The organism is Microbacterium ureisolvens (genome assembly GCF_019511645.1).
Lineage (GTDB): Bacteria > Actinomycetota > Actinomycetes > Actinomycetales > Microbacteriaceae > Microbacterium > Microbacterium ureisolvens_A.
On record NZ_JAEUAX010000005.1, the window covers coordinates 207,462 to 228,911 of the forward strand.

The following is a 21,450-nucleotide window of genomic DNA, read 5'->3' on the forward strand; positions in this document are numbered from 1 at the left end:
AACGCAGAAACAAGAAAAGCGCCGGTAAACCGGCGCTTTTCTCAAGGTTACTGTCTCAACACAGTGCGCGCCCGAAGGGACTCGAACCCCTAACCTTCTGATCCGTAGTCAAGCGGGAAGTGCCGCGAAGCCCTTGCGGACACTGGGATCGACGCCCTCAGTGCACACATTGGTGCACACATGCGTGTCATCGACTCAGTCGTGCTATCCGGCTCGGTGCTCGCGTGTGAAGCGGCCGATGCATGAAGCAAGCTCGCCCGCTTGAGAGCGACGTTACACAACAGGCCCGGATGACACTCGGGGCCCGTTGCTCGTGCACGATCGATGATTGGCGGTGACGGTGGGATTTGAACCCAGGACGCCCCGATCCGTCTGAATCCGGCTCGACCGGAGTCCGCGAATTCTGCGACTGTGAGGTGGTGCACTGTGCCATGAATGCTCTCCATTCGCCCTCGATCCGGGAGGGATGTGGGCACGACGTGGGCAGGATGGGCGGGCCTCGAGCTTCGTGGCGTTGTGGTTTGGCCGTTCCGCTGTGAGCCCGCGCACGCACCCGCCGAAGCGAGGGGTCCTCCCAGCGCTTTGTCATCCGTAGTCACGGGAGTCAGCACAGCATCCGGCTGAACACGTCCGAATACGCGAGCTCCGGCTCGGCAAGGACCTCGGCAATCAGGGTCGTCAAGGCAGGCGGATCCCGTGCCATCGTGGGATCACTTCTTCGCTTCTTGCCCGAAACAACGGGTCTCCCACGATGGCACCCTTACATCTAGACGACGAGGACCCCGTGGGAAGTGACACCACCCTATGAGACCGCACCCCGCCGTCCGAGTCCACAAGATCGAGCCTGTTCGACTCGGACAATGGGCGGACGGAGACGGGTCCGATCCTCGACCAGCCCGGTCAGCCCGTGCACCACCCCGATGCCGCTGATGCGACACGGGCCTCGAAGGTCACTTGGCGATCAGGTTGAGCTGGGCGTTGAGCGCGGCGACCTCCTCAACGGGAACTCCCCCTGCCTGCTTGATGAGTTTGGCGACGCTCATGCGGTCGACGATCGCGTGCATCGCCGGCGGGATCTCGACGCCTCGGCCGACTTCACCCCGGCTGGTCGAGACGGCCTCGAGCACCGATGCGATCACGCGGGCACCCTCCTCCGAGCGCTTAATGTCGGCCAGCGAGTCATGGATCGAGAAGAAGCCGTCGGGAGTGGGCAGCGGTGCGTCGTCGAACCAGTTCGCGATGCTGGTGGTGGGCATGATGGAGGCTGGCGGCACCTCGTCGACCTTGCGCAGACGGATCGAGTCGGTCGCGTCGGCGGCGCGGGCGGTGATCTCGTGCTCGCCGGTCAGCGGGATCTCGAATCGGAACGCCCTGACGCCGGAGGCCGTCCCGACCGGAGCACCGTCCACGAGGAGCGTCACTTCCGGCTGGTTGGAGTACACAATCACCTCCGTCACGTCTTCAGCGCGATCGGCGCGCCGCCGGCCCGCTACGTGGACGAAGGGCTCCGTCGCCCACGCCGCCTTGTAGACGTAGAACGCATCCTTCTTCAGCGAGCGGTCGAACGACACCAGCCCCTTCTGGTTTCGCCCGGCGACGCCGCCCTCGTCCCGGCCCGCCGAACCGAAGTCGGCGAGGTTCCACACATGCGTAGCCCACAGCCACGGCCGCTCCTCGATCATCGCAACCATGTGCTCGTGGTACAGCGCCTGGTAGCTCTCGGTGTAGTCGCCCTTCGTGGGGTCGGCGGACTGAAACTGCGCGTTGGCATCGGCGCCGTATTCCGACAGGCCGATCGCGATATCGGGGTACGAGCTGTGGAAGTCGTCGAGCCAGCTGTCGTTGTCCGCCGATTCACCGACGTACCATCCGAAGTACAGGTTGTACGACATGACGTCCGGAAGAGTGATGAGCGGGTGGTCGGTCTCGAGCAGGAACAGGTTCGCCATCGCCGTCAGCCGCGTGGGGTCGAGACGGTGCGCGAGGTTGTTGAGCTCCCGGTGGGCCGCGAGCACGTCATCGCCCGCGCCGGCAAGGGTGATCTCGTTCGACAGCCCCCAGCAGACGATGCTGGCGTGGTGACGGTTCTGCACGATCAGTTCGGTGAGCTGCTCACGGGCGTTGTCGACCCCACCAGGCAGGAAGACCGTGATCTGCGGGATCTCGGCCCAGACTACGAGGCCGACCTCGTCGCACAGGTCGTAGAACCGCTGGTCGTGCTGGTAATGCGCGAGCCGCACGGTAGTCGCACCGATCTCGCGGATCAGCGCGAGGTCCGTTTGCTTCATGTCCTCGGTGATCGCGTTGCCGACGCCCTCGAAGTCCTGGTGACGTGAGACCCCGCGCAGTGGATACTCCTCGCCATTGAGCAGGAAGCCTCGCTCCGGGTCGACCGCGAACTCGCGGCATCCGAACCGCAGTTCGACTCTGTCGATCACGGTCTCGCCCTCGAGCAGCTCGGCGCGCGCTGTATACAGATGGGGGTCCCGCAGGCCGTGCCAGCGGCGCACCTGCACAATCGTGAGCTCGGTCGACGCCTCACCCGCCGTGACCGGGACAACACTCGACTCCTGGCCGTCAATGACGAATCGAACGGATGCCGCGCTGGACGCCGCACCGACGACGCGCGCATTCAGCGCGACCTCTGCACGATCTCCCGAGAGTGTCGGGGTGATCGTCAGCCCCGGGCCCCCATGGTCGTCGAGCACGAAGTGGGTTGCGCCCACACTGATCTGCCGGACCTCTCGATAGATGCCGCCGTAGAATGTGAAATCGGCCTGCTGCGGGTACACGGTCTGATTCGCTGAGTTGTCGACGACGACCACCACGGTCGCGGTGCCATCCACGAGATGGGGGGTGAGATCCACCCGGAACGTGGAGTACCCGCCATCGTGGCGCGAGAGCAGCTCCCCACCTACGAACACCTCAGCCGAGGAGTTCGCCCCGGCGAACTCGATCCACGTCTCGGCGGCATCCGTCTCGGCGCTCACCCGCCGGGCATATGTCGACCGGCCACGGCGGTAATCGCCCCCCGCCTGCCCGTCGACCGCGTTCCACGTATGCGGCAGAGTGACCGTCGACCCGGCCGCGGCCACCTCGTCCCAGCTCGCAGCGGGAAGCGCCGCGGGCGCGAACGCCCAGTCGTCGATGATCGGCGTCATCCGGCGGGAGGAGCGGGCGGAGGTTTCTGACATGTGTGGTCTCCTTTGGCGCACAGCGCACCGGCGAACGCCGGACTCTCCTCACGCTAGGGCGGCCGGACGGGGGGTGATAGAACTGGTTGAGCAAGAACAGCACTCATTCTGCAGAACTGCCGAACATCCAAAGGGTCGAGATGATGACGACGGGCGGAACTGACCGCGTCGGCACGATCGTCGACGCGCTCGCGGAGGTACTCAGCTGCCCTGTGCTGGTCACATCGAACGTCCCCGAGGCACTTGCGGCGTTCCAGGAGGCGCACTGCCTCGATCCGCAGATCCAGCCCGCGTTCACCGCGGCTGCCCTGCACGAGTTCGTGCAGGGCATGCCGGCTCAGGTCGTCCACGAGATCGAAGAGCCGCTGGGCATGGCTGTGACTATTGCGCGGTGGGACGATCGCCTGCTCCTCATCGGCCCCTACACGCACGGGCAAATGTACCCGGGTACCGCCGAAGAGGTGCTGAGTCGGCTCGCGATCCCGACCGCCTACCTGTCGGCATACAAGCTGTATCGCACCCGGTACGCGATCGTCGATGCCGAGTACGTGCACCGCAGCGCCTCGGCGGCGCTGCGCGGGGCCGGGCGAGATGATCTCGTCGGCTCGCTGCAGCACGTGAAGGCCGAGGGCGGAACCATTGCGCCCAGCCAGGCCGACGCCCCACAATCGGGATCGTTCGCGGTGATTGAGGAGCGGTATCGCCACGAGCAGGACTTCATGGACGCCGTCGCAGACGGCGCCACAGATCGCGCGCTGGCGGCGCTGCACGGGCTGTCGGGGATGCCGCGCATCAGCGGCTATCTCAACACGCCGTTTCTCGGGGCGACGATCCTCCGCGTCATGGCGCGGGTCGCAGCGCAGCGCGGCGGGCTGCCCCCGGTGACGATCGACGCGATCTCACAGGAGTACGCCCAGCGCTTGCATCGTGTGGGGCATACCTCCGACCCCCACCACGCCCTGGGCTTCACGTCGCAGTTGGTCACCGACTTCTGCGATGCGGTGCGGCGCCATCGCCAGCGGGCGTACCCGCCGCTCGTGCGGCGCGTGACCGACGAGATCGACCTGCATCTGAGCAGGCAGCCCTCGACCGCCGATCTTGCCGAGCGCCTCGGCGTGTCGACGTCGACGCTGGCACGGCGGTTCAAGGACGCGACCGGCACCACCCTTTCGGGTTACGTCGCGCAGCGTCGAGCCGAGCGTGCGGCGCGGTTGCTCGCCACGACCGCGCAGAGTGTGCGCGACATCGCGATGTTCGTCGGGTACGACGATGCCAACTACTTCGTCAAGGTGTTCCGCGCTGAGTACGGCATGACGCCGACGGCGTACCGCGACCTGCACGCGAGATGACCGAGGCAGCGAAGGCGAGCGCTTGCCCTCTCGCCTTCGCGGCCCCGGTCCGCCGGCGACGGCACGCCGTCAGGCGACGGCCTCCGCAGGCGCCTCGGCCTGCAGCTCGGTCTTGCGGCTCGCGACGCGCTTCTGCACCTCGATCATCTCGACCCGGTCGAGCTTGTAGCCGCGCATCGCGATCAGTGTGCAGATCCAGCCCAAAATCGGCAGACCGAAGAACAGCAGGATCGTCATGAGAAGGATCGCCGTGTTTGGACTGTCGGTCGGCTGTGGCATGACCGTCGAGAAGCCGATGAGCGCAACCGCACCGAGCGCGAGCGTCGAGCCCAGTGACGAGATGATCTGGTCGACGAAGTTATAGGTTGCCGTGACCGTGGCGGGCAGGAATTTGCCTGACCGGTCGAGCTCATAGTCGATGACGTCGGCGCGCATCGCACCTGCCGCGACCGTGACCACCATCGACGCGCCATTGAGCAGCAGGTACACGAGGAAGAAGACGATGGTGAGGGGCAGGCTGCCGAGCACCGCGCGCAGGTCCACCACCAGGCAGAACGCGGCAAGCACGCCGGCGAGCATGAGGCAGATCCATGTCCACGTCACGGTCGCGGCTTTCGAACCGCGCCTGCCTGTATAGCGGGCACCGAAGATCGCGAACACGATGCCGGGAAGAATGGCGACCAGGCTGAGGGTGGTGCCGAGCTGCATGTTGCCGAGGAGGATGCCCCACATCAGGGTTCCGATCACGGCCTGGGACTTCACGACCTGGGCGAGCTTGTCGGATGCACCGCTGATCAGGTAGCGCAAGAAAGGGCCATTGTGAGCGAGCACGTTCCACATGTCGCGCACCGAGACTTCGGCACCCTTCTTCGTCGTCGCAATATGGGCGAAACTCTCCGGCTTGTCGACACGCGCCACGCCGATGCAGGCGAGGATCTGGAAGACGAGCGAGCAGGCCACATAGGTGATGGCGGTCTCGCGGAGCATTCCGACCGTGAACTCGTTGGCATGGCGCGGCAGGAAGACGACGGTCGAGATGATCGTGAAGATCGAGGGGATCAGATAGGCGTACACCGTCGCCCACACCTGCACCGTCGGCCGTTGGCGAGGGTCGTTGGTGAGCACAGGTCCGGACATCTGACCGGCGATGTCATTCATCGACGAGCCGATGATGTAGACGATGTAGAGAGCGATGAAGAACGCAGCGCCGAGCCCCGCATCGGAACCCCACACGAACAGCATGAGGATGGCCAGAGAGCGGATGGCCCAACCGGTCAGCATGAAGAAGCGCAGCTTGCCGAACCGGAACCGCACCTTCTCGATGACCAGCCCGACGAGCGGATCGATCACACCGTCGAACACCCGGGTGACGGTGAGGATGATGCCGGCGACCGCGACCGCGATGCCGTAGCCGGCGTTCTGCAAGTAGCTCATGAGACCGACGAGGACGTAGAAGACCATCGCCGAGCCGTTGTTCAGCTGGGAGAATGCGATCTCCCAGGTGCGGGCTCGGCGATACTGCACACCGTCGGCTTCGCTGGCTGTCTGCTTGGGGATACGCGCCATCGCGTCAACACTCCTTCGGGTCGATCTTCGACTGCCGCGGCTCATTCCGCTCGAGGCTGCCGGAGACGACGGCAACGTTACGACGGCAATCGGACGACGAGTAGAAGCGGAGCGCGACTAGTAGAAGAGGATCAGCAGGTTTCCCGCGCGCTCACCAGCGCCATGGCGTGAGGTCGCGAATGTCCATCGAGCTCGTTGGCAATCGATTGTCATTGGCTCCAGAGAATGGTCTACTTATCGGGCGATCCGTCACGTCGAGAGGAACTCATGTCCGCGCCCCGATCCTCCCTCCAGCTGTATAGCCTGCGCACGCAGCTGAGCGATCTCGACGGGACCTTGGAGCGCGTCGCCGCCCTCGGCATCCGGCGCGTCGAGCCCTTCTCCATCTTCGATCGGACAACGGAGCTGATTCCGGCGATGCAACGTCATGGCCTGCGCGCTCCCAGCGCTCACGCACCGTTCCTGTCCGACGAGATCCAGTACCAGGGCAAGATCGTCCCGTTACCTCCGCTCGCCGTGACGCTGCAGGCCGCCGACGCGCTCGGGATCGAGATTCTCGTGGACCCCATGGTGCCTGCTGAACGGTGGCGCACCCCCGACGACATCGCTCGCACCGCGGACCGTTTCAACGCCGCCGCAGCCGAGGCGGCGAGCGCCGGCATCCGGGTCGGATATCACAATCACTCGTTCGAGTTCCATCACCAGGTCGCGGGGCTCAGCGCCTACGAGCACTTCGTGTCGCTTGTGGACCCCGCCGTCGCCCTCGAGGTCGACGTCTACTGGGCGGCGGTGGCGGGGCAGGACGTCGCCGCCCTCCTGCGACGCCTCGGGGATCGCGTCGTCGCTCTCCACCTGAAGGACGGCCCGCTCGACCGCGATCCGTTCGCATCGGCGGCGGGCCTGCCCGCCGAGGAACTCGCGCAGCGCCCGCTCGGCGAGGGACAGCTCGACATCCGCGGGATCATGGACGCCGCGCCCGCGGATCGCCTCGACGTCATCGAGTTCGACCAGGTCGACGGCGATGTCTTCGAGGCGATCGCGGCGTCGCTGGCGTACCTGGAGCGAGTTCCCGATGTCGCGTCGTGACCTCGCCGGGCCCTTCCTGGTACTGGGCGGCACTGCGCTGATCACCGGCGCCAGCTCGGGCCTCGGGGCCGAGTTCGCCCGTCAGCTGGGCGCGCGGAACGTGAACCTGGTCCTCGTGGCGCGGCGTGCCGGACGGCTCGAACAGCTTGCCCATGACGTCCGTGCCGACTCGGGCGTGGAGGTGACCTGCATCGACCTCGACCTCATCCCGCGGGATGCCGCGGAGTCGCTGCACGCCGAGCTCGCGCGCCGCGGGATCGCGGTCGACCTCCTCGTCAACAACGCGGGCTTCGGCACGCTGGGCGACGTCGTCGACACCGACCCCGCGACGCTCGACGACGTGATCGCCCTGAACGTCACCGCGCTCACCGCTTTGTCGCGCCGTTTCGGCGGGGACATGGTTGCCAGCCGACGTGGCGCGGTCGTCAACGTTGCGAGCCTCACCGCGTTGCTGCCAGCGCCCCACATGGCTGTGTACGGCGCCACCAAGGCGTACGTGCAGAGCTTCACCCAGGCGCTTGACGCCGAGTTTCGTCCGCACGGAGTCGCCGCGCTGACGGTGCTGCCCGGGCCGACCCGCACGGAGTTCTTCGACCGCTCCGGCGGCAAGGTCGGGCCCGACAGCGCCTACCTCACTCCGGCGGTTGTCGTCTCGGCGACGCTGCGCGCGCTGGACCGTTCGCGCCCCCCGCTCGTGGTCGTTCCCGGCCGGGGCAACGCGTTCTCCGCTCCCCTGCTCGGACGGATGCCGCGCCGGCTCGGCCTCTCCCTCAGTGAGCGCATGATGCGCATCGGGCTGGACATGGCGGCGAAGGATGCGGCGACCGCGGCAGACGGCTCCTCTCGCCGCAGGCAGTGAGAACGACTCAGGGAGATGACGCCGAGCTTCAGCTCAGCGCATCTCCCGAGCGGTCACGCGGTGAGGTCCTCCACCCTGATCAGGCGGTCGCCGCAGCGGGCGTGGCCGGAGCTCCGCGGGCGGCCCGACTCATCGGGCTCGAAGCGGATCCGGGCGCCGTCGGCCAGCCCTGACCACTCGAGACGGAGCTTCATCTCCCCGCCTACGTCGCCACGCACCAACAGGTCCGCTTCGTAGACCGTGCCGTCCACCGGGGAAGACGTGACGCGCTCCCAGCCGGTGCAGACACTCCGACCATCGTCGCTGAAGTCCACGAAGTGCAGCTCCGCTCGAGACGCCACCTCCGGATGCGCCGCGGGCTCGCGCTCGTACTCGACGTAGCCCGAGTGGCGACCGGCGATGCGAGCGGAGCGCACATCTCGGGAATCGGTGGCGAGCCAGCGCTCGGCATCCGTCCCGGTCACGCCATACGGTACGGCGGGAACCTCTGCTGCGGCAGGCACGGGGTCGGACGGGGGGCGGTCGACGAGGTGCGCCACGCGGATGCGCATCGTGGGATCCCCGCCGCGTCCGCTGCCGCGGACCATCTCCATCCACATCACCTTCGTGCCGTCGGGGTGCCATGACATCGGTGAGCAGTACACCCAGTCGTCATCGTCGCTGATGAGGGGGACGCCGAGGTATGAGGGATCGGTGGACGACCGCTCGATGTCGACCAGCACGGGTCCGACGTTCCCGGGCCGGAACTCCCGCACCCCGCCCACGGCATAGATGTAGGCGGCCCACGCGAGTTCGCGGCCGATCAGGTTCGCGTAGGGACGCGGGACCAGACCCAGTACCGCGAGATCGGTCGTCGCCGATGCCCTCGTCGACATCACGATGCCCAGTTGCTCATCGGGCGAGAGGATCGTCGTCTCGTCGTAACCGGGTGCGCGTGTCACCGGCACCACTAACTCCTCCGTGAGGTCCTGGATCACCGAGTCGGTCAGCACGCGCCCACCATCGCCCACCGACGAGATCGCCGTGCCCCCGCGGACGAACTGCTTCACCTCGCCGCCGAGAGTGGGCCGCACCCGACTGAACCCGGCGCGCGCCGGATCCGGTACGAACGTCTCGGCGCTGCTGATGACGGTCGGCCCGTCGATCACGTAGCCCTTCTCGGTGCGGCGCAGCCTCCCGAGGGCCGCGAAGGCCGTGAAGTCCTTGCGCAGCGTGGTCCACGCGATGCGCTCGTCCGGCGACACGATGATCTCCGACCAGTGGTGCGACACACGCGGGTCGGCCGCGAGACCCCACGGGTACTCGACCCCGACGAGATCTGCGTTTTCGCAGGAGTCCAGGTCCGGAGTCGCCTCGAGCACGTGGTCCCCGAGGAGCACCCGACGGTTGTCGACGAACGGCATGTGACGGATGCCGTTCGCGGTGGGCGACTGCGGGATGCGCCCCGCGAAGATCTCCCGGAAGCCGTCGCCGTCGTCGTCCACGACCGCCGCGCGGTAGTAGTCCTCGCCGTGGGGATCGTCGTCGTGCCGGTAGAGCAGGAACACCCTGCCCGACGGCGTATAAGTGGCTGTCCCGGTGCGCACATGGGCGGGAACCGGGACGTCGGAGATATCGATGCGGCCGAACTCCCCGGTTCGAACCGAGGTGGGTGCGGGCTCCCGCATGGCTGTGTGCCTTCCTCGCGCAGCGTTGCGCGGTTCGGTCGGGACGACGTCGTCCCAGGGTGAGGCGTGCGGGCCCCGAAGGGCCCGCACGCCGTCAGAGGGTTTCGCCGGCGTCGGCGAGCAGGGTGCTTCCCGTCATGACGATCGACAGGTCGCTGGCGGCGAACAGCACGACTCGGGCGATGTCGTCCGGCGTACCGAGACGGCCGATGAGGCTCTGCGTCATGGCGCTCGGCACGCCGCTCGGGTTGATGCCCGCTTCGGCCATGGCCGCCATTGCCGCCTGGGCGGCCGCGATGTTCCCCTCGGTGGGCACGTAGCTCGGAGCGACGCCCAGGACGCGGATGCCTCGGGGCGCAAGCTCGAGCGCGAGCTGACGGGTGAGCCCTCGCGCGGCGTGCTTCGAGGCGACGTACGCCGAGAGTCCCTGCGCGACGCCGCGGAAGCCGGCGGTCGAGACGATGTTGACGATGACACCGCCCTCGTCCATCCGGCGTGCGGCCTCGCGGGCGCCGTTTCGAACACCGCGCGTGTTGACCGCGAACACGGCCTCCCAGAGCTCGTCGGGCATATCGAGCAGGCGTGCGCTGGGGAAGATGCCGGCGTTGTTGATCCAGATGTCGACGCCGCCCAGCGCCGCGACCACGTCGTCGGTCGCGGCAGCGACGGCGCCGGCATCCGTCACGTCCATGGCCACGCCGACCGCGCGGCCGCCGTGATGGTGCTCGATGTCGGCGGCGGCCGCGGCGGCCGCCGCCTGGTCGAGGTCCGCGATCGCGACCGATGCACCGGCTTCAGCGAGGCGCAATGCGATCGCCTTTCCGAGGCCCTGCGCACCTCCCGTGACGACGGCTCGCCGGTCGGCGAGTGAGAGGAGGTCGGTCAGTGGCTGCGCCGAGACGTCGGCGAAGGGGAAGGACATCGGTGTCTCCGTTTCGGGTGGGGTGCGGGTCAGGCCAGGCCGTTGCGCTTGGCGATCTCGCCGAGCCAGCCGAGGCTCGGCTTCGGCGTGCGCACGAACGTCTCGCGGTCGACGGCGATGAGACCGAAGGTCGGCTCCCAGTGGCCCCATTCGAAGTTGTCGAGCAGGGTCCAGTGCAGGTAGCCGCGCACGTCGATGCCGTCGGCGATGGCGTTGTGGAGGCCGCGCAACGCCGCATCGGTGTAGCGGACGCGCTCGGTGTCGTCGCCGGTCGCGATGCCGTTCTCCGTCACGAGGATCGGCACGCCCTGCGTGACCTCGGTGGCGTGGCGCACCGCCATCTCGAGCGAGTCGGGACGGAACGTCGTACCGACGAGGGTGTTGTCGGGGAGCTTCGGGTGGGGCACGAGGCCGTTGGCGTCGACTTCCTGGCTCGAGTACGCCTGTACGCCGGCGAAGTCGTCGCCGCGGCTACCCTCCCAGAAGATGTCCTCCTTGCCGTAGCGGATCTCCTCCAGCTTCGCCTCGCCGCCGGGCTGTGCGGTGAGGGCACCCGCGGCGATGGTCCAGCCGACCTTCGCGCCGGTGCGGGCCCGGACGATCTCGCGCGCCGCGTGGTGGATGTCGACGAACTTCCGCCCGATCTCGGGGTCTGCGTAAGCGAGGAAGTTGTTGCGCGCGGCCTGCTCGCGCTCCTCGTCGCTCGCGTACTCCGCCTCGACCGTGGGACTCTGCCACTGACCGCCCGCCTGGGCCGCCATGCGGGCCATGGCCGTCATGATCGCGGCCTGCATGTTGGGCTCGTTCATCGTCGCGACCCACGCGACGCCGTCGAGGATGGTGGTGGCCTCGGTGACGAAGCGGGTGAACTTGTCCGACGCGTCGGGAGCTGACCAGCTGCCGTCCTTTGCGAACCACTGCGGTGTCGTGAAGTGCTGCAGCGTGATCACCGGCGTGATGCCGAGCTCGAAGCAGAACTCGATCTGGCGCCGGTAGTGCGCGAGCTCGGCCTTCGAGAACCGGCCGGGCAGCGGCTCGATGCGCGCCCACTCAATGCCGAAACGGTAGGAGTTCAGACCGGCCTCGGCGAGCAGTGTGATGTCTTCGCGCCAGCGGTGGTAGCTGTCGACGGCGTCGCCGGAGAGCTCCATGCCGGGGGTCACCTGCTCCTGTGCCCACCAGTCGCTGTTGACGTTGTTGCCCTCGATCTGGTGCGGCGCCGTGGACGCGCCCCACAGGAAGCCCTCGGGGAAGGTGGTCATCGTTCGTCCTCTCGGTTGCGGTGAAGTCCTCGCGCGCGGTGCGGTCCGCGGGCGTCGCTGGTGGTGCCGTCGGGCAGCACGATGCGTACGCCGACGCTGGCCGGGGCATCGACCGAGACCTCGATCTCGTCGCCCTCGGTCCGCCACTCGACCGCGATCAGGCCCTGGGGCGAGTCGTGCGTGCCGCGTGCCCAGGTCACCTCGGGGGTCGGGATCGGCTGCACGACGATGTCGGTCCAGGCGACGCTGCTCTCGGCCTGCCGGAGCCCCACGACGTGAGTGTGCAGGTAGCGCACGACGGCGCCCTTGCTGTAGTGGTTCAGCGAGTCGTGGGCGACGCCGTTCTCGTCGATGCCGTCCCAGTCCTCCCAGATTGTCGTCGCGCCTCTGTCGACCATCGCGAGCCACGACGGCGAGGTGCGCTGGAAGAGGACCGCGTACGCGATGTCGGCGTGGCCCAGGTCGGTGAGCACCGGGAGCAGGTCGCCCGTCGAGAGAAAGCCCGTGCCGAGGTGCAGACCCGCCTCGCGGATGAGCTGGACGAGACGGGATGCCGCGTCCTGGCGCTGGTCGTCGGGGATGAGCCCGAACGACAGCGCGCGCACGTACGCGGCCTGCGTGTCGGCGACGGTGCGACCGCCCGGAAGCAGGAACTCGGTGCGCCACGCGTCGCGGACCTTCTCGGCCGTCGCGGCATATGTCGCAGCATCCGTCACCCGTCCGAGGATCTGAGCGATCTGGGCGAGGGTGGCGGTCGAACGATAGAGGTAGGCGGTGCCGACTTCTCCCTTGTCTGACATGAACCAGGCCATCGGGTTCGAGTGGATCAGGTCGATCAGACTGCCGTCTGCCGCGCGCGGCTTCGGCTCGATCCACTCCCCCCAGTGGAAGGAGCCGTCCCACAGGTACTGCTCGTGCGGCTGCTCCTCCGGTGAGCGCTCGACGCGCGACTGGTGGCGCGCGGTCCGCGCGGTGCCGAGGGCCCATTCGACCCAGCGGACCATCGCGTCCCAATTCTCGGCGAGCAGTTCCCGGTCGCCGTAGGAGAGGTACAGCTCCCACGGCACGGCGACGATCGCGTCGCCCCAGCCCGCGGAACCCGTCATCATCGCGAGCTGGTGCTGCAGGTTGTGCTTGATGCGACGGCCGTCGGGCGAGAAGTTGGCGATGCGCCCGTCGTCGAGCTGGTCGTCGCGCACCGACTGCAGCCATTTGCGGCTGAAGCCGAGCACGTCGTACAGCCGCGTGGCTGTCGGCACGAAGATCTGGTAGTCGCCGGTCCAGCCGAGGCGCTCACGGGTCGGGCAGTCCGTCGGGATGTCGACGGCGTTGCCCAGCCAGCTCCACCTCGCCAGCTCGTGCAGCCGATTGAGGTCGTCGTTGCTCGAGGCGAACGTGCCGGTCTGGCGGAAGTCGGTGTGCACCACGCGCATCTCGAGGGACGAGGCATCCAGCGTCCCGCCCTCACGGGTGATGCGGGCGTACTGGAAGCCGTGCACCGTGTGGCGGGGTTCGAAGACCTCCGCACCCCCGCTCGAGACGACCTCGTCACGCTGCACGAACGGCCGCGCGGGCTCGCCCGGACGCACCGAGTCGAGGTGGGTGGTCGAGAGGTCGCCGTCGGGGCCGACGAACTCGCCGTAGTCGATGACCGTACGCGTGCCGGCGGGGCCGAGGTCCGCGAGGCGGATCCAGCCCGACGCGTTCTGCCCGAAGTCGGCGACCCACGTTCCATCGGCCACCTCGGTGAGGCTCACGGCAGGGCGTGTGTCGACGATGCGCACGGGCGGCGCGGGCGACCAGCTGATCGCCGGCGGCGCGTGAACGACATCGACGAGAACGGATGCTGCGGCTTCGTGTCCGGACGAGAAATCGGTCATCTGCCCGGCCATGAGGTCGGCCTGGACGATCTCGCTTCGGCTGCTCGTCCACTCCCCGTCGGTGACGATGGTGCGGGTGGAGCCGTCGGCGAAGTCCACGTGCAGCTCTGCGCGCGCGCCGAGCACTGTGCCCCATCCCGCAGGCTCGCGGAAAGCGCCCACCTGACCGCGGAACCAGCCGTCGGAGAGGACGACCTCGAGGGTGTTCGCACCCGGACGGAGGCTCTCGCCCACGTCCGAGGCCTGTGCGTACAGGGTGCGGTCGTAGGAGGTGGCGCCGGGCGACAGTTCTGCCGTGCCGACGCGCTCGCCGTTGATGAACGCCTCGTACACGCCGAGCGCGGTGGCGTACAGGCGGGCCGAGGCGACACCCTCGGGGACCTCGACGGTGGTGGCGAGCACGTGCGCGGGGCGGCGACCGTAGCCCGCATGGTCGCTCTCGGCCGGCGAGATCCATCGGGCGGTCCAGTCCTCGTCGAACAGGCCGGCCTCGAACCGCGACCACTCCGACCACCCGGATGTGCCGAGATCGGTCGTCGTGCGCACACGCCACTGCACGCGCTGCGTGCTTCGCAGGGGCGCCCAGGGCCACGACGCACGCAGGTGCTCGCGGGTATGACGGATGACGATGCCGACCGGCTCACCGTCGACCGTCGCCTCGAGTTCGTACCTCTCCTGGTGCGTGGCCCCGCGCGGAAGCAGCCACGACAGCCGCGGCGTGGGGCCGGACACGATGAACTGGTCGCCACCGACGTCGACCGCCAGGCCTGAGGGTGCGGCATCCGTCCGCGTCGCTGCCGCGACGGTCTCGATCGAGGTCATCGGACGGCCTTGACCTTGAGCAGGATGATGAGTCCGCCTACGAGGGCGAGCACCGCACCGCTGAGGTAGAGCAGCGTGTAGTTCTTGTCGCCGCCGACTGCCCCGATCGTGATGATGAGAGGTGCGAGGAGCGGGGCCAGGGCGCTCGGGATCTTCTGTGCGAAGGCGACCACCGCCATGTAGCGTCCCGCCTCGGCGCGGTCGGGCAGGATCGCGTAGACGATGGCCTGGTCGACGGTCGCGAAGACCGCGATCGCCATCTGCATGAGCACGGCGCCGACGATGAGCTGCGGCAGAGACCACGCGAACGCCTCGGTGATGGCGCCGCCGACGAAGAGCAGGGCTGCGATCATGACGAACAGGCGGCGCCGCTTGAGCTTGTCGGAGAGGAAGCCGCCGGCGAGCGCACCGGCGGTCGCCGCGACGATGCCCAGCATGCCGATGGTGGCCACGACGCCGGCAACCTCGCGCACCGGGAGATCCAGGCGCTGCGCGTAGAAGAAGGTGCCGAACGTGGTGTTGAAGTACAGACCGAAGAAGAAGACGAACCGTCCGAGCCAGTTCCACGCGAAGGCCGGGTAGCGGCGCACGCTGAAGCCGTAGCTCGAGACGATCTTCTTGAGCGTCACCGACGAGTCGACGGGAAGGTCCTTGGAGCTGCCCTCGGGCTTGAAGACGGGGAAGAGGACGAGCAGGACCGTGCCGATGATCGCGGGGACCAGGAAGACGAGCATGGTGCTCGACGACACCGCGTAGGCGATGCCGATGCCGATCACGGGGGCGATCTGCGTCATGACGCCGGTCAGCGCGGACACCTTGCCGCGTTGCTCCTCCGGCAGCTTGTCGGCCTGGATGGTCTGGATGGCGGCACCGGCGGTCGACCAGCCGACCATCGCGACCGCCCAGCCCGCACCCACCAGAAGGAGGTTCGGTGCGACGCCGATGATCAGCGCCCCGATCACGCCGAGCACCGCTCCGAGGAAGAGGAACGGCGTGCGTCGACCGAGCCGCGAGCGCGTGCGGTCGCTCCAGATGCCGATCATCGGGCTGAGGATGAGGAACACCAGCTGGGCCGAACCGGTGACGTAGCCAAGCACCTCCTCGTGGCCGGGAGCGAGCTCGGTGATGCGCAGAGCGAGGCCGTAGGCCAAGGGCACCATCATCGCGATGGAGGCGCCGAAGCTCGCGGCCATCAGCCAGAAGACGTACCCACCGCTGACCCGCGGCATCGCCGAGGCGGCGGCATCCGTCGTCGTCTCGTCCGGGGCTGCCGCGCCCGTCTCATCGGCGATGGCGAGAGAGGCGGCGACGTCGTCGACGGCCCCCCGCTCTGACATGTTCTCGCTCATTTCGACTCCTTTGTGATTCACCCGGGCTACGGTGGCAACCGGTTGCAAGATCGACAAAAGGTAACCACAGTGGTAACAAGAATGCAAGTACAGAAACGAGACAGCATGACTTCGCGTCCTCGCGCAGCCGAGCGCACGCCTCGACGGGAGCACGCCTCGACGCCGGAACGGCGTCGCCAGATCGTGAAGGCCGCGCTCGCGAGCTTCGCCGAGCACGGCTACGAACGCGCATCCCTGCGCGACATCGCCACCCGCGCCGACCTCACGCACGCCGCCCTGCTGCGCCACTTCTCGGGTAAGGACGAGCTGCTCCTCGCCGCGCTCGCGCAGCGAGAAGCCGACGAGGAGGAGATGGCGGCGCGCATCGGGGCGTCGAACATGCCGGCCGAGAAGATCCTCGGCGTCGTGCTCGAAGACGAGTTTGCGGATCCGGACTACCAGCGCAACTGGATGGCGCTGACCGTCGCCGCGACGAACCCCGCTCATCCCGCGCACGAGTTCTTCGTGGGCCGCCGCGAGCGCATGCGGGGGCGCTTCACGAGCGGTCCGCTGCCGCTCGCGCGCGAGACCGGAGAGACGACCGCCGACGAGAAGGCGACGCTCGTGCTCGCGATGGTCGACGGGTTGCGCATCCAGTGGCTGCTCGATCCCTCCCGCGATGCGCTGTCGCTGCTCGAGCTCTTCATGAAGCTCTTCGGTGGCCCCGCTGACGAGGAGCACACGCGCCTGAAGGTGTCGGTGGGCCCGCTATGAGACGATGAGCGGCAGCGACACAGGGATGAGGAGCGCGTGGAAGAAGCGGAGACGGACGCCCGACCAGTCAGACGCAAGGCACCCCCGACGATCTACGACGTCGCAAAGCTCACTGGGTTCAGCGCGTCGACCGTGTCGCGAGCGCTGAACAAGCCGGGTCGCATCAACGCCAAGACCGAGGAGCGCATCCGTGATGCCGCGGCGAGCATCGGGTATCAGCTCAACCCGATGGCGCGGGCGCTGCCGACCGGGCGCACCGACACGATGGCCGTGCTCATCTCCGACATCACGAACCCCGTATACCTGCAGCTCCTCCGCGGCGCCGAACACGTGGCGACGTCGAGTGAGCTGACGCTCGTCTTCGCCGAGTCGCAGGAGGATCCCGCACTCGAGCTCTCGACGGCGCGCCGCCTGCTGCCCTCGGTGGACGGCATGCTGCTGTTCGGCTCGCGCCTCACCGACGACCAGATCCTCGACCTGGCAGAGATCAAGCCGGTCGTGCTAGCCAATCGCGAAGTCGAGGGAGTTCCGGCGATCGTGCCCGAAGTCACTGTCGGGATACGCCAGGCGGTCGACCATCTTCAGAGTCTGGGTCACCGCTCGATCGGCTACGTGTCCGGCCCGGCCACATCATGGATGAACAGGCGACGGTGGGAGGTCGTGTTCGAGAGCGCGGTCGCGCGTGGGCTGACCGTCGTCGAGATCCCCATCGGGGACGCGACGATGGCCGGCGGTGAGGCCGCGCTGCCGCGCGTGCTCGCTTCGGGGGTCACCGCGGTGCTGACTTACAACGACCTCGTCGCGCTCGGACTGCTCAGAACCGCTCGCGCCGCGAGGATCGACGTCCCGGGCGGGCTCAGCATCGTCGGCTTCGACAACGTCTTCGGCGCGGACCTCACGACACCGACGCTGACGAGCATCGGCACCCCCTCCACCGAGGTGGGCGAGGCCGCCATGCGGCGACTGCTCGGGGAACTGGACCGCGAAGCGGAGGCCGCGGCCGGCCTGCTCGAGACCTCGCTCGTCGTCCGGGAGTCGACAGGCCCGCCCGGCGCCGCCTGAGCTCACAGCAACGGCGGCGGTACGGTGCCCCCGCTCAATTCAGGAGAGCGCCCATCTGCTTCGCGATCATTGTCGTCGCATGCTTGGGGCTCAGCCGGGAGAGGCGGTCCATCGTTGCGGCGTCGGCGCCGATCGTCGCGCGGAACTTGCCCTTGCGCACCGCGTCGACGATGACCTTCGCAGCGTCCGCAGGTGCAGTGGTCTTGAACGCGGGCGCCTCGGCCGAGGCATCCCCCAGGGCCACGCCGGAGTTCGCGGCGATGTCGGTGCCGATGGCGCCCGGGAAAACCACCGTGACGGAGACGTTCGTGTCGAGCAGTTCGGCGTAGAGCGCTTCGGTGAGGATCTTCACCGCCGCCTTCGACGCGCCGTAGACCGCCTGGCCGGGCACGGGGGCGTAGGCGCCCATGCTGGCAATGTTCACGAGGGCGGCGGCAGGGCGCGAGAGGAGCGTCGGCAGGAACGCCTTGCACATGTAGATCGTGCCCCAGAAGTTGACGTTCATCACCTTCTCGATCTCCGCGAACGGCAGGTCGTTGACCTTGACGAACTTTTGGATCACACCGGCGACATTGATGAGCCCGTCGACGCGACCGTGGACGGTCTCGACCGCAGGGGGCAGCGCCTCGACCGCCTCGCGGTCGGTGATGTTGACCACATGGGCGGAGAAGCGCCCGCCGGCGTTCGCGAGACGCGCCGTCTCCTTCAGACCAGCCTCGCTGAGGTCGACGCCGGCGACCGATGCTCCCGCAACGAGTAGCTGCCGGGACACTTCGCGTCCGATGCCGTTGCCGGCTCCCGTCACGACGAAAACCTTGTTGGGGATGTCCATGTTCGTTTTCCTTTCGTTCGTCGGTCAGTCGATCCGCACGATGGGCCCGGGAGTGACCCCCGCTTCGTTGAAGCTGTCGACCGCCGCCCAGTACGTGGGGTCCGCGTTAAGCGAGCCGATCTCGAGCTCCGTGCGGTCGTAGACCAGCCAGCTGTGGTACAGCTTCTCCGGCGCGATGCCGTAGCGGATGTTGTAGCCGACGGCGCCGGGCACCGCGTCCCAGGCGAGGACGGCCGTGCGTGCATCGGGCCGGGTCGCCGTCGGCGTGACCGCCGCCGGCTTCGCCACATCGGCGTGCCCGAACACCCGTAGACCGCTGAGCGCGAAGGGCCCACCGAACGGCATGGCGCCGGCGGTCACGCGCACGTACCTAACCTCGTGGGGCGCGGGCGGCACGATGAACGCGTGCGGCCTGTCTTCCCCCGCGTCGGCGGTGTTGTGGACGAGCGTCCACTCTGCACCGTCGACCGAGACCTCGACGCGGAACTCCGTGGGGTACGAGTGTGGGAAGATGCCGCGCTTGCTCACGGTGCCCTTCGCCAGATCACGAAGCTTCGGCGCATGCTGCTCGAGCTTGTGGTCGGCGAGATTCACCTGCAGCGCGTGAACAGTCATCACCGCGCCGAGATCGATGCTCAGCCATTCGCCGTGTTCTCGGGAGCCGGCCACCCACCACGTGCGCACCGACTCGTCGGTCGCGAGCTTCGGCTCGTGCTCCGCAAGGAAGGACGATGCCGTGGCCTCGGCCCGATACGAGAGCAGCATCCAGCCGGGAGACGCCTCGGTCCACGGGTCGAAGGCGCGGTCGGGAATCGACATCGGGAAGTCGGCGAAGTTCTGATTGCAGAACAGCACGCCGTCGTCGTCGAATCCCGCGGGGAACAGACCGATCCGCCGTTCGAAGTCGGCATTGACCGAGATCCGCATCGTGGCCACGTGCCACCAGTTTCCGTGCCGGTCCTGGAAGGTGCTGCCGTGCCCGGCGCCGGTGATGAACCCTCCCGGCTTCGACGAGAACGGGCTGTTCTGGTCGTACTCGAAGGGACCAAGCGGCCCCGTTCCGGTGTAGGAGCCGTCGGCGTACGTGTTGTACTGCGTGCCCGGGCCCGCGTACTGGAGGTGGTAGCGCCCGGCGACGCGGTTCAGGTAGGCGCCCTCGATGAAGGGCGAGTCGCCGATGTAGGCATCCATGATCTTGCCTGCGATCCCGCGTCGCACCACGGGTACATAGTCGTCGCCGGGGCGTTCCCACCCACGGACCGCGGCGTCCGCCTCGATGAGGGGCACCGCCTCACCGATCTGCTGCAGTGATTCGCGGTCGAGCTCCACGCCACGGATGGGCTGATTGTGCGAGCAGCCCCAGTAGAGATACAGCCGTCCGTCGTCGTCCTGGAACGTGGCGGGATCCCAGAAGGCGATCTCGCTCGAAGCGACCTCCTGGAAGTCGTCGGCGAGCGGGTTGACGCTGCGGAAGAAGCGACCCTTCGCGCGACGAGATGCCGTGAACAGGAGTGCACCGTCGACCTCGCGCACGTCGGGCGCATAGTCGGTCGCCGGGATCCGGTCGCTGTGCTGCAGCTCCCACTCGACCAGGTCCTCGGAGTGCCAGAAGCCGCGAGTCATCGAGGCGAACATGTAGTAGCGCCCGCGATAGTGCACGACGGTGGGATCTGCGGCCTCACGGTGGACGGAGCGCCCACCGAACGGCATCCGTACATCCTGGTACCGGTACGCGAGATCGACCGGATTGCAGACGACACGGTTCACCGGAACACCTCCTCGGCCACCGCGCAGGCGTGCATGTCGGCGAGCACCGCATCCATCGTCCGCGCCAGCGCCAGGGTGTCATCGCGGCCGTGCCAGGGGTGCTCGAGCAGCCCGTCGTCCAACGCCCCGATGACGGCGGCCAGCATCTGCCGGTACCCGTTGCCCTCACGCGGGTGCTCGACGATCTCGGGCGCCCCGAAGATCCGCTCGGCCGACCCCGCATGCACGCGGGCGCGGGTCCCCGCCCAGAACATGGGGGCGAGTGTGACCCATCCGCGCTCACCGCTGACGGTCGCGGAGAGGTCGAGGAACCGGACTCCCGACCACGCGAGCTGCGCGAATCCGTCCGCGGCCTCGAACGTGGCATAGCCGTGGACATCCGTGCCGTCCATGAACTCCCCCGACGCCTGCACGCGGCGGGGTTCGCCCAGGAACCACTGGGCGAGGGCGACCGGGTAGATCCCGCGGTCTCGAAGGATGCTGCCTCCCTGCGCCGGGGTGAGCGTGCGACCGCGCGCCTGGAACGGCGTGCCGAAGCTCGCACGCACGCTGCTGACCTCGCCCAGGAGTCCACCCGAGATGCGATCGAGGATCTCCACGTGGAGAGGGTTGAACCTCATCCACATGGCCTCCATCGCGAACAGCCGCGTGCGGCGCGCGACGTCGAAGATGCGCTCCGCTTCGCCCTCAGTGGTCGCGATGGGCTTCTCGATCAGCACGTGTTTGCCGGCTTCGAGCGCCTCGATCGCGATGTCGGCGTGGGTGTGCGCCGGCGTGGCGATATAGACGACGTCGACGTCGGTGCGCTGCAGCAGCTCCTCGCGCGAGTGGGTGGAGAAGGGGATGCCGTGGGCGGCGGCGAATGTCGACGCCCGTTCCGGTGTCCTCCCCCAGGCCGCGGTGATGGCGCCGGGCGCCACCGCCTGCAGATCCGGCACGAGCCGATCCGAGATGTCGCCGGTGCCGATGATGGCCCATCTGTGCATGTCTGCCTTCCTCGGCGTCTCGCCGTCAGGGGAACCCGAGCGATAGCCGATTGTCGAAGTGGTGTGTGATGGTGCTGCGATGCCCGCTGATGAG

Annotated in this window: 15 protein-coding genes; 5 read left to right on the plus strand and 10 right to left on the minus strand. The window is 68.0% G+C overall.

Translation table 11 applies throughout. The annotated features are described in order from the left end of the window. Window positions 1-950: 950 nt before the first annotated feature. Window positions 951-3,194, minus strand: a complete 2,244-nt coding sequence (locus JNB61_RS11195) for a glycoside hydrolase family 2 protein (protein ID WP_220339668.1) — start codon at window positions 3,192-3,194, stop codon at window positions 951-953. Window positions 3,195-3,334: 140 nt separating this feature from the next. Here JNB61_RS11195 and JNB61_RS11200 point away from each other — a divergent pair, with 140 nt between their 5' ends. Further along, window positions 3,335-4,543 carry a helix-turn-helix transcriptional regulator gene (locus tag JNB61_RS11200; RefSeq protein ID WP_220339669.1) on the plus strand — a complete coding sequence of 403 codons (1,209 nt, stop codon included), beginning with the start codon at window positions 3,335-3,337 and terminating at the stop codon, window positions 4,541-4,543. Between the two features lie 69 nt (window positions 4,544-4,612). On the opposite strand, the gene JNB61_RS11205 is transcribed toward JNB61_RS11200, so the two are convergent. After that, window positions 4,613-6,109, minus strand: coding sequence for an MFS transporter (locus tag JNB61_RS11205; RefSeq protein WP_220339670.1), 1,497 nt, complete (start codon window positions 6,107-6,109; stop codon window positions 4,613-4,615). 267 nt (window positions 6,110-6,376) lie between these two features. Here JNB61_RS11205 and JNB61_RS11210 point away from each other — a divergent pair, with 267 nt between their 5' ends. Further along, window positions 6,377-7,195, plus strand: coding sequence for a sugar phosphate isomerase/epimerase family protein (locus tag JNB61_RS11210; protein WP_220339671.1), 819 nt, complete (start codon window positions 6,377-6,379; stop codon window positions 7,193-7,195). Further along, window positions 7,182-8,054, plus strand: coding sequence for an SDR family NAD(P)-dependent oxidoreductase (locus JNB61_RS11215; protein ID WP_220339672.1), 873 nt, complete (start codon window positions 7,182-7,184; stop codon window positions 8,052-8,054). Before JNB61_RS11210 ends, JNB61_RS11215 begins: the two co-directional genes overlap by 14 nt. Window positions 8,055-8,107: 53 nt before the next feature. Here JNB61_RS11215 and JNB61_RS11220 read toward each other — a convergent pair whose 3' ends face one another. The 5 genes from JNB61_RS11220 to JNB61_RS11240 form a co-directional block, all read right to left on the minus strand. Then, a complete protein-coding gene (locus JNB61_RS11220; RefSeq protein ID WP_220339673.1) occupies window positions 8,108-9,721 on the minus strand; it encodes a hypothetical protein in 1,614 nt (537 codons plus the stop codon). Window positions 9,722-9,815: 94 nt separating this feature from the next. After that, window positions 9,816-10,643: an SDR family NAD(P)-dependent oxidoreductase gene (locus JNB61_RS11225; protein WP_220339674.1), complete on the minus strand. Its 828-nt coding sequence runs from the start codon at window positions 10,641-10,643 to the stop codon at window positions 9,816-9,818. Window positions 10,644-10,672: 29 nt separating this feature from the next. After that, window positions 10,673-11,905, minus strand: coding sequence for a glycoside hydrolase family 1 protein (locus tag JNB61_RS11230; protein ID WP_220339675.1), 1,233 nt, complete (start codon window positions 11,903-11,905; stop codon window positions 10,673-10,675). Continuing rightward, the gene (locus JNB61_RS11235; protein WP_220339676.1) at window positions 11,902-14,607 is read right to left on the minus strand and encodes an alpha-L-rhamnosidase; all 2,706 of its coding nucleotides are present in this window, start codon (window positions 14,605-14,607) and stop codon (window positions 11,902-11,904) included. Before JNB61_RS11235 ends, JNB61_RS11230 begins: the two co-directional genes overlap by 4 nt. Next, complete coding sequence (locus JNB61_RS11240; RefSeq protein WP_220339677.1) at window positions 14,604-15,956, minus strand: MFS transporter; 1,353 nt, start codon at window positions 15,954-15,956, stop codon at window positions 14,604-14,606. Before JNB61_RS11240 ends, JNB61_RS11235 begins: the two co-directional genes overlap by 4 nt. A gap of 105 nt (window positions 15,957-16,061) precedes the next feature. On the opposite strand from JNB61_RS11240, the gene JNB61_RS11245 reads away from it, so the two are divergent. After that, window positions 16,062-16,709, plus strand: coding sequence for a TetR/AcrR family transcriptional regulator (locus JNB61_RS11245; protein WP_220289155.1), 648 nt, complete (start codon window positions 16,062-16,064; stop codon window positions 16,707-16,709). A gap of 36 nt (window positions 16,710-16,745) precedes the next feature. Then, window positions 16,746-17,771: a LacI family DNA-binding transcriptional regulator gene (locus JNB61_RS11250; RefSeq protein ID WP_220339678.1), complete on the plus strand. Its 1,026-nt coding sequence runs from the start codon at window positions 16,746-16,748 to the stop codon at window positions 17,769-17,771. 34 nt (window positions 17,772-17,805) lie between these two features. Here JNB61_RS11250 and JNB61_RS11255 read toward each other — a convergent pair whose 3' ends face one another. From JNB61_RS11255 to JNB61_RS11265, 3 genes are read right to left on the minus strand one after another with little or no spacing between them, the layout of a single operon-like run. Continuing rightward, on the minus strand, window positions 17,806-18,603 hold the full coding sequence (locus JNB61_RS11255; RefSeq protein ID WP_220289157.1) for an SDR family NAD(P)-dependent oxidoreductase: 798 nt from the start codon (window positions 18,601-18,603) through the stop codon (window positions 17,806-17,808). 24 nt (window positions 18,604-18,627) lie between these two features. Beyond that, window positions 18,628-20,370 (minus strand): family 43 glycosylhydrolase, encoded by a 1,743-nt coding sequence (locus JNB61_RS11260; RefSeq protein ID WP_220339679.1) that lies wholly within the window; start codon window positions 20,368-20,370, stop codon window positions 18,628-18,630. Then, window positions 20,367-21,356 (minus strand): Gfo/Idh/MocA family protein, encoded by a 990-nt coding sequence (locus JNB61_RS11265; protein WP_220339680.1) that lies wholly within the window; start codon window positions 21,354-21,356, stop codon window positions 20,367-20,369. The genes JNB61_RS11260 and JNB61_RS11265 overlap by 4 nt, the downstream gene beginning before the upstream one ends. Window positions 21,357-21,450: the final 94 nt, after the last annotated feature.